11 protein-coding genes are annotated in these 13,670 nt (G+C 67.9%); 8 read left to right on the top strand and 3 right to left on the bottom strand.

The window, feature by feature from the left end; all coding sequences use genetic code 11:
• Positions 1–123: 123 nt before the first annotated feature.
• The 5 genes from dusB to BM009_RS00290 all read left to right on the top strand — a co-directional run bounded on the left by dusB (position 124) and on the right by BM009_RS00290 (position 7,380).
• Complete coding sequence (gene dusB / locus BM009_RS00310) at positions 124–1,122, top strand: tRNA dihydrouridine synthase DusB (RefSeq protein ID WP_093292626.1); 999 nt, start codon at positions 124–126, stop codon at positions 1,120–1,122.
• Complete coding sequence (locus BM009_RS00305; protein ID WP_093292624.1) at positions 1,098–2,207, top strand: two-component system sensor histidine kinase NtrB; 1,110 nt, start codon at positions 1,098–1,100, stop codon at positions 2,205–2,207. Before dusB ends, BM009_RS00305 begins: the two co-directional genes overlap by 25 nt.
• Entirely contained in the window at positions 2,204–3,643 is a 1,440-nt protein-coding gene (gene ntrC, locus BM009_RS00300; RefSeq protein WP_093292622.1) for a nitrogen regulation protein NR(I), read from the top strand. The genes BM009_RS00305 and ntrC overlap by 4 nt, the downstream gene beginning before the upstream one ends.
• Before the next feature lie 93 nt (positions 3,644–3,736).
• On the top strand, positions 3,737–6,004 hold the full coding sequence (locus BM009_RS00295) for a sensor histidine kinase NtrY-like (RefSeq protein WP_093292620.1): 2,268 nt from the start codon (positions 3,737–3,739) through the stop codon (positions 6,002–6,004).
• The gene (locus BM009_RS00290) at positions 6,001–7,380 is read left to right on the top strand and encodes a nitrogen assimilation response regulator NtrX (protein WP_093292618.1); all 1,380 of its coding nucleotides are present in this window, start codon (positions 6,001–6,003) and stop codon (positions 7,378–7,380) included. The genes BM009_RS00295 and BM009_RS00290 overlap by 4 nt, the downstream gene beginning before the upstream one ends.
• A gap of 13 nt (positions 7,381–7,393) precedes the next feature.
• Here BM009_RS00290 and BM009_RS00285 read toward each other — a convergent pair whose 3' ends face one another.
• Positions 7,394–8,083 carry a hypothetical protein gene (locus BM009_RS00285; protein ID WP_093292616.1) on the bottom strand — a complete coding sequence of 230 codons (690 nt, stop codon included), beginning with the start codon at positions 8,081–8,083 and terminating at the stop codon, positions 7,394–7,396.
• Between the two features lie 15 nt (positions 8,084–8,098).
• Here BM009_RS00285 and hfq point away from each other — a divergent pair, with 15 nt between their 5' ends.
• Together hfq and hflX are read left to right on the top strand one after the other, a co-directional pair.
• Entirely contained in the window at positions 8,099–8,782 is a 684-nt protein-coding gene (gene hfq / locus BM009_RS00280; protein ID WP_093292614.1) for an RNA chaperone Hfq, read from the top strand.
• A gap of 7 nt (positions 8,783–8,789) precedes the next feature.
• Positions 8,790–10,082, top strand: a complete 1,293-nt coding sequence (hflX, locus tag BM009_RS00275; protein WP_093292612.1) for a GTPase HflX — start codon at positions 8,790–8,792, stop codon at positions 10,080–10,082.
• A gap of 147 nt (positions 10,083–10,229) precedes the next feature.
• Here hflX and mazG read toward each other — a convergent pair whose 3' ends face one another.
• On the bottom strand, positions 10,230–10,997 hold the full coding sequence (gene mazG, locus BM009_RS00270) for a nucleoside triphosphate pyrophosphohydrolase (RefSeq protein ID WP_093292610.1): 768 nt from the start codon (positions 10,995–10,997) through the stop codon (positions 10,230–10,232).
• A gap of 77 nt (positions 10,998–11,074) precedes the next feature.
• Positions 11,075–12,406 (bottom strand): MFS transporter, encoded by a 1,332-nt coding sequence (locus BM009_RS00265; protein ID WP_093292608.1) that lies wholly within the window; start codon positions 12,404–12,406, stop codon positions 11,075–11,077.
• Between the two features lie 129 nt (positions 12,407–12,535).
• Between BM009_RS00265 and cyoA the strand changes: the two genes are divergently transcribed.
• A complete protein-coding gene (gene cyoA, locus BM009_RS00260; protein WP_093292606.1) occupies positions 12,536–13,669 on the top strand; it encodes a ubiquinol oxidase subunit II in 1,134 nt (377 codons plus the stop codon).
• Position 13,670: the final 1 nt, after the last annotated feature.

Raw genomic sequence — 13,670 nt, 5'->3', positions numbered from 1 at the left:
CGGCGGCCCCTCCACCATTTGCTGGCGCAAATGGTCCCCCTCCCCGTGCCGGCGAGGAATTGGGCACCTTGCCCTTCGCGCCCCGGATCGCTACATGCGCTGCCTGATTTTCAGGCAGAATTGATGCGCGAACTCGCCCCCATCCAGATCGGCCCCGTCACGGTCGAAGCCCCGGTGCTGCTTGCGCCGATGACCGGCGTTACGGACCTGCCGTTCCGGCGCGCAGTGCGGCGCTTCGGCTCGGGCCTCAACGTCACCGAGATGATCGCCAGCGCCGCCGCGATCCGCGAGACGCGGCAATCGGTGCAGAAGGCGGCCTGGGATCCGATCGAGGAGCCCGTCTCGATGCAGCTCGTCGGCTGCACCCCGCACGAGATGGCGGAGGCGGCCAAGCTCAACGAGGATCGCGGCGCCTCGATCATCGACATCAACATGGGCTGCCCGGTCCGCAAGGTCACCAACGGTGACGCAGGCTCGGCGCTGATGCGCGACCTGGACCATGCCGGCGCGATCATTCGCGCCTGTGTCGATGCCGTAAAGGCGCCGGTGACGGTCAAGATGCGGATGGGCTGGGATCTCGACAGCCTCAACGCCCCCGAGCTGGCGAATATCGCGCAGGATCTCGGCGCCAAGCTGGTGACCGTCCATGGCCGCACCCGCAACCAGATGTATCGCGGGTCGGCCGACTGGAGCTTCGTGCGCCGGGTGAAGGATGCCGTGTCGATCCCGGTGATCGTCAACGGCGACATCTGCTCGGTGGCCGATGCCCGCGAGGCGCTGGCGCAGTCCGGCGCGGACGGCGTGATGATCGGCCGCGGCGCCTATGGCAAGCCGTGGATCCTCCGCCAGGTGATGGACGCGCTGACCGGCAAGGGCGACAAGCCCGAGCCGTCGATCGAAGAACAATATCGCGTGATCACCGAGCATTATGTCGAGACGCTCGGCCACTATGGCAACGAGGTCGGGGTCAACGTGATGCGCAAGCATCTCGGCTGGTACACCAAGGGGCTGCACGGCTCGGCGGAGTTCCGCAACAAGGTCAACCAGGTCGTCGATCCGGTGAAGGTGCTCGACATGCTGGCGGAGTTCTACGAGCCGTGGCTTTCCCGCGCGGCGGCCTGAGGCGGTTTCGCCCCCAGACCGTCGAGGGACCGAGCTTCGCCGAGCTGTTCGGCGCACTGCCGGTGGCGGTGCTCGTGCTCGATCCAGACGGGCGCATCGCCCATGCCAACCCCGCTTGTGAGGTGCTGCTCAACCACAGCGAGACCAGCATGGTCGGCCAGCCCTATGACGCGGTGCTGCTGCCGCCAGAGGACTATGCCGACCGGCGGGACGGGCGCGGTTTCGCGGCGTTCGACGCCGAGATCGAGGCGGTGCGGGGCACGCGGCTGCGCGTCGATTTTCTCGAGAGCCAGGTGCCCGATCATCCCGGCTGGCGGATCGTGACGCTCCATCATGCCCCCCAGGCCCGCAAGATGAACCACGGCCTCGACCGCACCGCCGGCGCGCGCGCGGCGATCGGCGCGGCGGCGATGCTGGGGCATGAGATCAAGAACCCGCTGTCCGGCATCCGCGGGGCGGCGCAGCTGCTCCAGAGCGGCGGCGATCCCGAAACCAACGACGAGCTCACCCGCCTGATCACCACCGAAGTCGACCGCATCGCCGCGCTGATCGACCGGATGCAGGACTTCACCGACACCCGGCCGCTCGACCTCGCGCCGACCAACATCTACCCGCTGCTCGACCATGGTCGCCGCGTGGCGCTGGCGGGGTTCGCACGCGGGATCGTGATCGAGGAATGGTTCGACCCCTCGCTGCCGCCGGTGCTGGTCGACCGCGATGCTTTCCTGCAGGTGCTGATCAACCTGCTCAAGAACGCGGCCGAGGCGCTGAGGGGCCTGGCCCAGCCGCGCATCATCCTGTCGACCGCCTTTCGCCACGGCATGTCGGTCAATGCGGGCCCCGGCCAGCCGCGCCGGCCGCTGCCGATCGAGATCTGCGTGATGGACAATGGTCCCGGCGCCCCCGCCGACATTGCCGAGCATCTGTTCGAGCCGTTCGTCTCGGGCAAGCCGGAGGGAAAGGGGCTGGGGCTGCCGCTGGTCGAGAAACTGGTGCGGGACATGGGCGGGATCGTCCAATATGCCCGCGAACGCGAACCGGAGGTCACAGTGTTCCGCATCCTGTTGCCGCGAGCCGCGGCATGACGCCGGGCTCGGTTCTGGTCGTCGATGACGACGCCGCGATTCGCACCGTGGTTGCCGCCGCGCTCAAGCGCGAGGGGCACCGCGTCGCCACCGCCGCCAGCGTCGCCGAGCTGCGCCGCGCGCTCACCACCGGCGTGCCCGACGTGCTGGTGACCGACGTGGTGCTGCCCGACGGCAACGGGCTGGACGTCGTCTCCGGGCTGATGGCCGAGCATCCCACGCTGCCGGTAATCGTCTTCTCCGCCCAGAACACGCTGGCGACGGCGGTCCGCGCCACCGAAGTCGGCGCCTTCGACTATCTTCCCAAGCCGTTCGACCTCGATGCGTTGACCCATGCGGTGCAGAGCGCGATGGCGCGCGGCCGCCGTCGCCCCGCCGATCAAACCGATGCGGAGCAGACCGGCGGCCCGTCGCTGATCGGCCGCTCGCCGGCGATGCAGGAGGTATACCGGGTGATCGCCCGCGTCGTCTCCAACGATCTCACCGTGCTAATCAGCGGCGAGTCGGGGACCGGCAAGGAGCTGGTCGCCAAGGCGATCCATGATCTCGGGCCCCGCCGTCGCGCGCCGTTCGTGGCGCTCAACATGGCCGCGATCCCGCGCGAGCTGATCGAAGCCGAGCTGTTCGGCCATGAACGCGGCGCCTTCACCGGCGCCCAGGCGCGCGTCGCCGGCAAGTTCGAGCAGGCGGCGGGCGGCACGCTGTTCCTCGACGAGATCGGCGACATGCCGATGGACGCGCAGACGCGGCTGCTCCGCGTGCTGCAGTCGGGCGAATTCACCACCGTGGGCGGCGCGCGGACGATCCGCGCGGACGTCCGCATCGTCGCGGCGACCAACAAGGACCTGGCGCAGCTGGTGCAACTCGGCCAGTTTCGCGAGGATCTGTTCTACCGGCTCAACGTCGTGCCGATCAGCCTGCCGGCCCTGCGCGAGCGCCGTCAGGATATTCCGCTGCTCGCCCGCCACTTCCTCGACCGCGCCGCCGAGGACGGGCTGCCGCGCAAGCAGCTCGACAAGGATGCGGTGGCGCTGCTCGAGACGCTCGACTGGCCGGGCAATGTCCGCGAACTCGAGAACCTGATGCGCCGCATCGCCGCGCTCTCGCGCGACGAATGGATCGATGCCGCAGCACTGCGCCGGGCGCTGGGCGACGGCGGCGGCGTGCTGCCCGTCGCCCGCGATGCCGGGATCGAGGCGGCGATCCGTGCCCGGCTGGAGCGGATCGCGCTGGAGGAGCCGCGCGCGCTCGACGACGGCACGCTCTACGACCGGATCATCAGCGAGGTGGAGCGTCCGCTGATCGAGATGATGCTCGCGCGGCACCAGCAGAACCAGCTGCGCGCGGCGCGGGCGCTGGGGATCAACCGGAACACGCTGCGCAAGCGTCTGGATACGCTGGGGATCGCGACGCGAGGGGACGATCCGACCAGCTGAGACACGCGATCTGCGGCGAACCGATGCGTGTGAGTGACAATAGGGCAATATTATGTGTTCTTTTGGCCACAATCCCCGTGTACACAGGGGGTAATGGTCGCCGTAGCTCCAACGAGTCTCGATAGCCCTGAAGATTGGTCGCGCCCCGGACGGGCGTTTCGGCTGGTCGAGATGCTGGTGGTCGCGCTGGCCGTCGCCACCCCCGTCATCACCTACTGGTTCGTCCGGCATCAATCGAACCAGCAATTGTTCAGCCCGGGCGTCGCCGCGGCGCTGCTGCTGATCAACCTGCTCCCCTATGTCGCCCTGATCGTGTTGATCGGGCGGCGGATCGCACTCCAGCGAACCGCGCGCTCGGCGCTGGCGGGCGGGGGACGGCTGCACGTCCGGCTGGTCGCAGTGTTCTCGCTGATGGCGAGCGTGCCGATCGTGCTCGCGGTGATTGCGGCCTCGATCATGTTCCAGTCGGGCATTCAGCTCTGGGGATCGGAGCGGGCGCGCGCCGCCCTCACTTCCACCCAGGCGCTGGCCAATGAAGGCAAGGCGCTGGTCATCCAGCGCTGGAAGAGCGAGGCACGGCAGATGGTGAGCGACATGCTCGAAACCGCGCCCAAGGTGCCGGAGCGCTCGCCTGTGTTCGAGGACTGGTTCCTCCGCCAGACCTATTTCCGCCAGTTTTATCAATCGGTGCTGTTCCGCGTGATAGACGGCAAGCGGGTCGAGGCGCTCTACGCCTATGAGGCGCCCTCTTCGCCGACCTTCACCCGCCGCGTCTCGGGCAAGGTGCTGAAGGTGCTGCGCGACGAGGACAGCTATATCAACTACGACTCCGAGGTGGTGTGGGTGGTGACCCCGGTCGACCGCTCGGCGAACCTGTTCCTCTATGTCGCCACGCCGAACAATGTAGACTTCCTCAACCGGCAGAATCTGGCCTCGGATCGGATCGGCCACGAATATACCGCGCTGATCGCTCGGTCGCGCTCGCTCCAGCTGCAGTTCAACGCCGTGCTGTTCGGGGTCGCGCTGCTGATCGTCGGCATCGCCACCTGGATCGCGCTGGCCGTCGCGGATCGGCTTGTGCGCCCGGTCGACCAGCTCGTCCAGGCGGCGGGGCAGGTGGCGGACGGCGACCTCAGCGCGCGGGTGCCCACGCCGGAGCGGATCGACGAGATCGCCACGCTCGGCATCGCCTTCAACAGCATGACCGAGCGGCTGCAGGACCAGACCAACGCGCTGGTCACCGCCAACGCCCAGCTCGACAGCCGCCGCGCGCTGATCGAGGCGGTGCTGTCGGGTGTGTCGGCGGGCGTGATCGCGATCGGCGGCGACCATCGCGTGCGGCTGATCAATGCCTCGGCGATCGCGCTGCTGCGCAACGCCGCCGAGCAACCGGTCGGCCAGCCGCTGGAGGCGCTCGCCCCCGAGCTGGAGACGATGCTGGCCAGCGGCGAGCGCGAGGGGATCGTGCAGATCGCCAGCGGCAGTGAAGCCCGGACGCTGGCGGTGAAGGTCACTAGCGACGAGGGCGGTCAGGTGCTCACCTTCGACGACATCACCCAGCAGCTCAACGACCAGCGCCGCGCCGCCTGGGCGGACGTCGCCCGCCGCATTGCGCACGAGATCAAGAACCCGCTCACCCCGATCCAGCTCGCGGCCGAACGCCTCCAGCGCCGCTATGGCAAGCAGGTCGACCAGAGCGATGGCGTGTTCGCGCGGCTGACCGAGACGATCGTCCGCCAGGTCGGCGATCTGCGGCGGATGGTCGACGAATTCTCGTCCTTCGCGCGGATGCCCAAGCCGATGTTCCGCCGCGAGTCGCTGCTCGACATCGCCCGCCAGGCGATGTTCCTGCACGAAGTCGCGCATCCGGCGCTGCGCTTCACGCTCGACGCGCCCGACCCCGCCCCCTCGCTGGTATGCGACCGCCGCCAGATCGGCCAGGCGCTGACCAATGTCGTCAAGAACGCCGTGGAAGCGATCGAGGCGCGCAACGAGGCGGCGGGGCAGGGGGCGGAGCTGCCGCAGGGCGAGGTGCATCTCACCATCCAGCCCGAGGGCGACGACAAGCTTATCCTCACCCTTGGCGACAACGGCGTCGGTCTGCCGGTCGAGCGTGACCGGATCGTCGAGCCCTATATGACGACGCGCAGCCGGGGTACCGGGCTGGGCCTCGCCATCGTCAAGAAGATCGTCGAAGAACATTGCGGCACGATCGGCTTTGCCGACCGCCCCGGCGGCGGCACGCTCGTGACGCTGTGCTTCGATACCGCGATGCTCGCCAGCGTCGCACTCACGGAGACGCCGGACGACGCGAAGGACGCGCGCCCGGCCATGCTCACCCGGATCGGAAGCAGAACATGAGCCTGGACATTCTCGTCGTCGACGACGAGCGCGACATCCGCGAACTGGTAGCCGGCGTGCTGGAGGACGAGGGGTACGCCACCCGCAACGCCGCCGACAGCGACTCGGCACTGGAGGCCATCGCCGAGCGCCGGCCTAGCCTGGTGCTGCTCGACGTGTGGCTGCAGGGCTCGCGGCTCGACGGGCTGGAACTGCTCGACGAGATCAAGCGGCGCGATCCCTCGATCCCGGTGCTGGTCATCTCGGGCCATGGCAATCTGGACACCGCCGTGGCGGCGATCCGCCGCGGCGCCTCCGACTTCATCGAGAAGCCCTTCGAGGCCGAGCGGCTGCTGCTGATGGTGGCGCGTGCGACGGAGACCGAGCGGCTGCGTCGCGAAGTCGCCTCGCTGCGCGCGGTGACGGGGCGGGGGACCGACCTGCAGGGCACCTCGACCGCGATCAACACGGTGCGCGCCACCCTCAAGCGCGTCGCCTCGACCGGCAGCCGGGTGCTGATCACCGGCGGTGCGGGCGTCGGCAAGGAAGTCGCCGCACGGCTGCTCCATGGCTGGAGCCAGCGCGCCGACGCGCCCTTCGTGATCGTCAGTGCCGCGCGGATGACGCCCGACCGGGTCGACGACGAACTGTTCGGCGTCGAGGAAAGCGGCGACCTCGTCCGCCCCGGCCTGCTCGAACAGGCGCATGGCGGCACGCTGTTCCTCGACGAGATCGCCGACATGCCGGTTGCCACCCAGGCGCGGATCCTGCGCGTGCTCACCGACCAGAGTTTCAGCCGCGTCGGCGGCACCCGCGTGGTGAAGGTGGACGTCCGCGTCGTCTCGGCCACCGCCCGCGACCTCATGGCGGAGATCGCCGCGGGCCGCTTCCGCGAGGACCTCTATTACCGGCTCAACGTGGTGCCGGTGCCGATCCCGGCGCTGACCGATCGCCGCGAGGACATCCCCGCGCTGGTCGAGCATTATGTGGCGCACTATGCCTCCGAGCGGCGTGTGCCGACGCCCGAGATCGCCGCCGACGCAATGGTGGCGCTGCAGAGCTATGACTGGCCGGGTAATGTCCGCCAGCTGCGCAACGTCGTCGAGCGCACCGTGATCCTGGCGCCCGGCGACCGGATCGGCCGGATCGACGTCGACCTGCTGCCCCCCGAGGTGCTGGGTCGACAGAACGACAGCGGCGGCGGCATGGCCTCCAACGCGATCATGGGCGCGCCGCTCAAGGAAGCGCGCGAGAGCTTCGAGCGCGAATATCTGCGGGTGCAGATCCGCCGCTTCTCGGGCAACATCTCGCGCACGGCGAGCTTCATCGGGATGGAGCGCTCGGCGCTGCACCGCAAGCTCAAGCTGCTCGGCATCACCGACGCGCGCGAGGATTGAGCGGCACCAGGCCTCAGCGATAGGTGACGCGCAGCCGCGCCTCGGAGGTGTAGCCCTTCAGGTAGGTCGGCATGCGCAGGGCGGTGTCGTGCAACGTCGGCACCGTTGCCTGTCGGCTGCCTTCGATCAGCACTGCCGACGCGATCGGGCGGCCCAGTTCCTGGTACAGCGCGATCTTCGCGCTCGCGCAGCCGCCGATCATGTCGAACATGCCCGCGACCATGAATGAGGCAGACTGCCGCGCGATGGCCCAGCCGACCCGGCATTGCACCTGCAGGTCGCCCAGGCGAAGATTACCGGGGTCGGTTCGCGGGGAGACCACCCAAGGGCGGATCCGGATCGGCGCCGGCCGGCCGGCATGAACGAGGCGCCAGCCTTCGCCGGCGAGGTCCGGGATTCGGATGCGGTGATCGGTGCCCATCGCCAGCGGGAGGCGGGCCCGCCCGTCGGTCAATGCCAGTTGCACACCCGTGAGCGATGGATCCCCGCCGCGTGCCGAAACCTCGAACCAGAGCCCGCTATCGCGTGCGAAGGACGGCCGATACTTGCGAAAGGCCTTCAAGGCCGCGGCAAATTCTTCGCCGGTCAGCTTGTAGTCGCGGCTGCTGCCGGTCACGACGATCTCGTCGTCGGTTGAACCCGCATCCTGTGGCGACGCCGTTGCTGCGCACACGAGAACAATCGCACCGACGATCCTGAGCATGGCCTTCTCCCCCAAATGCTGTTCATTGCACCAGCGGAACTTGGCGGAAGTGCGACGCAATCCTGTCCCGAACCGGCCGCAGCGGAGCTATGGACGGAAGCGCCACAAGCCCCTAGATTGGATCCCGGCGCCGGGGTGGCGCCGACCCTGACGCCGGGAACGGCGCACCGCGGGACAAATCCCGCCAAGAATAAATGGAGCCACCATATGGCAGAGAAGCAGACTTCGCTTCAGGACCTGTTCCTCAACTCACTACGCCGGTCGAAGACGCCGGTGACGATGTTCCTCGTCAAGGGCGTCAAGCTCCAGGGGATCGTCACCTGGTTCGATAATTTTTCGGTGCTGCTCCGCCGCGACGGCCAGTCGCAGCTGATCTACAAGCATGCCATTTCCACCATCATGCCGTCGGGCCCGATGGACCTTGCCGCGCTGCTCACGGCTGCGGGCGAATATCAGCACAAGAACCCGGTGCTGCAGGAGATCTTCCTGAACGCGGTCCGCAAGCAGCAGGAAAACGTCACCATGTTCCTGGTGAACGGCGTGATGCTGCAGGGCCAGATCGCCGCGTTCGACCTGTTCTGCATGCTGCTCCAGCGCGAGGGCATGGCCCAGCTGGTCTACAAGCATGCGGTTTCCACCGTACAGCCCGCGCACCCGCTGAACCTCGCCGAGGAAACCAACGGCGGCGACGAGGATTGATCCTCGCATGAGCACTGGTTTCGAGCGCGACCCCGACGAATTCGCGCGGGGCGCACGCGCGCTCGTCGTCTATCCGGACATGGGCGGAAGCTCGCGCGACGCCGAGGCGCGGCTGGAGGAAACGGCCGGCCTCGCCGCGGCGATCGGCGTGGACGTGGTCGAGCGGGTTGCCGTTCGACTGCGCCAGCCCAAGCCGGGCACGCTGATCGGCTCGGGCCAGGTGGAAGCCCTGGCCGAGACGGTGCGCGACGGCGAGCTTCAGCTTGCGGTGTTCGACGCGGGCCTCACGCCCGTGCAGCAGCGCAATCTGGAGACGGCGCTCGGCTGCAAGGTGATCGACCGGACGGGCCTGATCCTCGAAATCTTCGGCGAGCGCGCGCGTACCGCCGAAGGGCGATTGCAGGTCGAACTCGCCCATCTCGACTATCAGGCGGGCCGACTGGTGCGCAGCTGGACCCACCTCGAGCGCCAGCGCGGCGGCTTCGGCTTCCTCGGTGGCCCGGGCGAAACCCAGATCGAGGCCGATCGCCGGCTGATCCGCGACCGCATGGCGCGGCTGCGGCGCGAGCTCGACCAGGTCAGCCGCACCCGCACCCTCCACCGCGACCGACGACAGCGTGCGCCCTGGCCGGTGGTGGCGCTGGTCGGCTATACCAATGCCGGCAAGTCGACGCTGTTCAACCGGCTGACCGGTGCCGGGGTGATGGCGGAAAATTTGCTGTTCGCCACGCTCGACCCGACGCTGCGCCAGATTTCGCTGCCGGGAATCGACAAGGCGATCCTGTCGGATACGGTGGGCTTCGTCTCCGAACTGCCGACCCAGCTGGTCGCGGCCTTCAAGGCGACGCTGGAAGAGGTGGTCTCGGCCGACCTGCTGATTCATGTCCGCGACATCGCGCATCCTGACACCGAGGCGCAGCGCGTCGATGTCGAGAAGGTGCTCCAGGAAATCGGCGTGTCCGAGCAGACGCCGCGCTTCGAGGCGTGGAACAAGCTCGACCTGCTCGACGAGGAGCAGCGCGAGGAGGCGCTGGCGATGGCTGCGCGCCGGACCGATGAGGTGCGGGTGATCTCGGCGCTGACGGGCGAGGGCGTCGACTCGCTGGTGGAAGCCGTCGCCGGGCGGCTCACCGAAGGGCATCGCCGCTACACGTTGCGGCTCGATCCCGCCGATGGCGCGGCTGCGGCATGGCTGCACCAGCATGGCGACGTGATCGAGCAGCATATCGAGGACGAGCAGGCGGTCTACGAAGTCCGCATGGCGCCGCGCGATTACGAGCGGTTCGTCACGCGGGGGTAACCTCCGCTCGGTTTCTCACCCTCACCCTTCCGCGGCTTCGCCGCTCCCTCCCTCTCCCAAAGGGAGAGGGAATATGGCCCTATCCCTTTGGGAGAGGGAGGGGACCCGCCGCCGAAGGCGGTGGGGGGGTGAGGGTGACTTACGCCATCACCCCCGCTTCACCTCTTGCCAGAGCGCTTCCTTGCCCTCCAGGTCGAGTCCCACGAACGCCTCGCCGGCGCGCTCCTCCATTGCCTTGAACCGCCCCTCGAACTTTGCGTTCGCCGCCCGCAATGCCGCCTCGGGCTCCACCCCCAGCTTGCGGGCATAGTTCACCACCGCGAAGAGCAGGTCGCCCACCTCCTCGGCACGGTGCGCGTCATTCTCGGCGGTCTCGACTTCCTCCAGTTCCTCCAGGATCTTCGCCCGCGCGCCCGTCGCATCGGGCCAGTCGAACCCGGTCCGCGCCGCGCGCTTCTGGAGCTTCTCGGCGCGGAGCAGGGCGGGGAGGCCGATCGCCACGCCATCGAGCGCGCTCGACGCCCCCTTGGCGCCGCGCTCCTCTGCCTTGATGACTTCCCAGAGATGGTGGCCGCCCTCGGCGACGTCGCCGAAGATGTGCGGATGGCGGCGCTCCATCTTGTCGCTGATCGAGGTGACCACGTCGGCGAGCGCGAACTGGCCGGCTTCCTCGGCGATGCGGGCGTGGAACACCACCTGCAGCAGCAGGTCGCCCAGTTCGTCCTTCAGCTCGGCGATGTCGCCGCGCTCGATCGCGTCGGCCACCTCATAGGCTTCCTCGATCGTGTAGGGCGCGATCGTCTCGAAGGTCTGCGCCACGTCCCATTCGCAGCCGCGCTCAGGGTCGCGCAGCCGCTCCATGATGGCGACCAGGCGTTCAATACCAGTGGGGGCGATGCCGGTGGGGGACGTCATGCAAAAGGCCTCCTGAACGCGGGTGCGGACAGGAGGCCTTTGAAGGTCGCGCGTGGCTTAGGCAAGCCGCGCCGAGGTCAGTCGAGACGGCGACCGAGTTCCTTGTTGAAGAACAGCGCGATCAGCGTGCCGGCAGCGCCCGAGAGCAGGTACAGGCCCGAGGCGATCACCCCCCAGTTGGCGGCCAGCAGCAGCGCGCCCAGCGGGGCGAAGCCGGCACCGAACAGCCAGGCGAGGTCAGAGGTCAGCGCCGCGCCGGTGTAGCGAGCGCGCTTCGGGAAGTTGCTTGCGACCGCACCCGAGGACTGGCCGAAGGCCAAGCCGAGCAGGATGAAGCCGAGCACCATGAACACCGTCTCGCCCGCATTGCCCTTTTCGAGCAACTGCGGCGCAAAGCCCGAATAGGCGGCGATCGCGGCGGCGGTATAGCCGAGCAGCGAACGGCGACCAATGCGATCGGCAAGGATACCCGAGATCACGATCGCGACGACGCCGCAGGCAGCCGCACCGACTTCGATCAGCAGGAAGCGGGTGAGGTCCTCGTTGGTGTAGAGCGCGATCCAGGAGAGCGGGAACACCGTGACCATGTGGAACAGCGCGAAGCTCGCCAGCGGTGCGAAGGCGCCGATGATGATGTTGCGCCACTGCGCCTTGATCGTCGCGGTGACGCGCGAGGGGGTCAGTTCGCGGCTCTCGAACAGCTTCACATATTCGGGTGCCACGACCATGCGCAGGCGGGCGAACAGCGCGACCACGTTGAGCGCGAAGGCCACGAAGAACGGATAGCGCCAGCCCCAGCTCATGAAGTCGGCCGAGTCGAGTGCGCTGATGAAATAGGCGAACAGGCCGCTCGCTACCATCAGTCCGAGGGGGGCACCGAGCTGCGGCACCATGGCGTACCAGCCACGACGCGAGGGCGGGGCATTCAGCGCCAGCAGCGAGGCGAGGCCGTCCCAGGCGCCGCCGAGGGCGAGGCCCTGCAGCACGCGGAGCGCCGCCAGCAGGATCGCCGACCAGATACCGACCTGCTCGTAGCCGGGCAGGAACGCCATGGTCACCGTCGCGGTGCCGAGCAGGAACAGCGCCAGGGTGAGCTTCGCCCCGCGTCCATGACGGCGGTCAACGCGCATGAAGATCTGCGTGCCGATAGGACGAGCGATGAACGCAAGCGGGAAGAGGGCGAACGACCAGAGCGTGCCGCTAACCCGGTCCATGTAGGGGAACACCAGCGCCGGGAAGACCAGCACCGAGGCGATCGCGTAGACGAAGAAGTCGAAAAACTCGGATGTTCGCCCGATGATCACGCCGATGGCGATATCGCCGGGGCGGAGGTGATCGTCACCGTGCGAGGTGTTGATCAGGCGGGCGTCATGTTCGATCTGCGTCGAACCAAGCTGAGCATTGGCCATAGGGATATGTCTACCGCAAAGCTTTGGGGAAAGCACCTAGGGAAACTCTCGGGTTGCAGCCATGGGACAAATTGTCCTATTTCGCACCCGCACAACCCCTCCTAACTCGCGGCCGCTATGTTTCGATCCATGACCCCGTTCCGTCGTGCCCTCAGGCCGACGGCCCTGATCGCTACCCTCGCTGCCCCGCTGATCCTCGGCGGGTGCGACCTTGTCGTGATGAATCCATCCGGCGATGTTGCACGGCAGCAGGCCGACCTGATCCTCTGGTCGGTGTTTTTGATGCTGCTCATCATCGTGCCGGTGATGGTCCTGACGGTGGTTTTCGCGATCAAGTATCGCGCGAGCAACACCGAGTCGGAGTACGCTCCGGACTGGGATCACTCCACCCGGATCGAGCTGGTGATCTGGTCGGCACCGCTGCTGATCATCATCGCGCTCGGCGCGCTGACCTGGCTCACGACGCACCAGCTGGACCCGTATCGTCCGCTGGACCGCATCGCGCCGGGCAAGCCGATCCCGGCGGACCAGAAGCCGCTGGAGATCCAGGTCGTCTCGCTCGACTGGAAGTGGCTGTTCATCTATCCCGAGCAGGGCGTCGCCACGGTCAACGAGCTGGTGCTTCCGGCCGATCGCCAGGTGCGTTTCCGCCTGACCTCGTCGAGCGTGATGAACACCTTCTACGTGCCGGCGCTGGCGGGCATGATCTACACGATGCCGGGCATGGAAACGAAGCTCCACGCGGTGATGAACCGCGTCGGCACCTTCGAGGGCCAGAGCGCCAACTATAGCGGCGCGGGCTTCTCCTACATGCACTTCCCGACCCAGTCGGTGGACGCCGCGGGCTTCGACCAGTGGGTCGCCAAGACCAAGGCTTCCGCGAGGGCGCTCGATACCGCCCAGTATCTCACGCTCGAAAAGCCGAGCGAGAAGGTGCCCGCTATGCACTTCGGCACGGTCGAGGGCGGCCTGTTCGATCGCGTCGTGCAAATGTGCGTGAAGCCCGGCACCGCCTGCGGCCACGGCATGATGCACCATAGTGCGGGTGCCCAGGAAGTCGCGCCTGCGGTAAACGATCGCCCGGGCGAAGGCGCCGATGGCGCGCTGATGAAGTCGCCGGACGAGATGAAGACCAGTCCGCACCTGACCCATCCGCACGGCGCTCCCGCCGGGCACAGCGAGCCCGGCGCGGATTCGAACCGTAACATGACCCGCACGGACGCGCCGGCCTATCCCGGCCGCGCGGCGGCGGGCGAGGCTTGAG

The organism is Sphingomonas sp. NFR04, assembly GCF_900114095.1.
In the GTDB taxonomy this organism is placed as follows: Bacteria; Pseudomonadota; Alphaproteobacteria; order Sphingomonadales; family Sphingomonadaceae; genus Sphingomonas.
This window is presented reverse-complemented; position numbering and strand designations above follow the sequence as displayed.

What these genes read in the sequence shown, in the direction of transcription:
- dusB (WP_093292626.1), top strand. Translation starts at nt 124, where the DNA reads ATGCGCGAACTCGCCCCCATCCAGATCGGCCCCGTCACGGTCGAAGCC.
- ntrC (WP_093292622.1), top strand. Translation starts at nt 2,204, where the DNA reads ATGACGCCGGGCTCGGTTCTGGTCGTCGATGACGACGCCGCGATTCGC.
- BM009_RS00295 (WP_093292620.1), top strand. Translation starts at nt 3,737, where the DNA reads ATGGTCGCCGTAGCTCCAACGAGTCTCGATAGCCCTGAAGATTGGTCG.
- BM009_RS00290 (WP_093292618.1), top strand. Translation starts at nt 6,001, where the DNA reads ATGAGCCTGGACATTCTCGTCGTCGACGACGAGCGCGACATCCGCGAA.
- BM009_RS00285 (WP_093292616.1), bottom strand. Translation starts at nt 8,083, where the DNA reads ATGCTCAGGATCGTCGGTGCGATTGTTCTCGTGTGCGCAGCAACGGCG.
- hfq (WP_093292614.1), top strand. Translation starts at nt 8,099, where the DNA reads ATGCTGTTCATTGCACCAGCGGAACTTGGCGGAAGTGCGACGCAATCC.
- hflX (WP_093292612.1), top strand. Translation starts at nt 8,790, where the DNA reads ATGAGCACTGGTTTCGAGCGCGACCCCGACGAATTCGCGCGGGGCGCA.
- mazG (WP_093292610.1), bottom strand. Translation starts at nt 10,997, where the DNA reads ATGACGTCCCCCACCGGCATCGCCCCCACTGGTATTGAACGCCTGGTC.
- BM009_RS00265 (WP_093292608.1), bottom strand. Translation starts at nt 12,406, where the DNA reads ATGGCCAATGCTCAGCTTGGTTCGACGCAGATCGAACATGACGCCCGC.
- cyoA (WP_093292606.1), top strand. Translation starts at nt 12,536, where the DNA reads ATGACCCCGTTCCGTCGTGCCCTCAGGCCGACGGCCCTGATCGCTACC.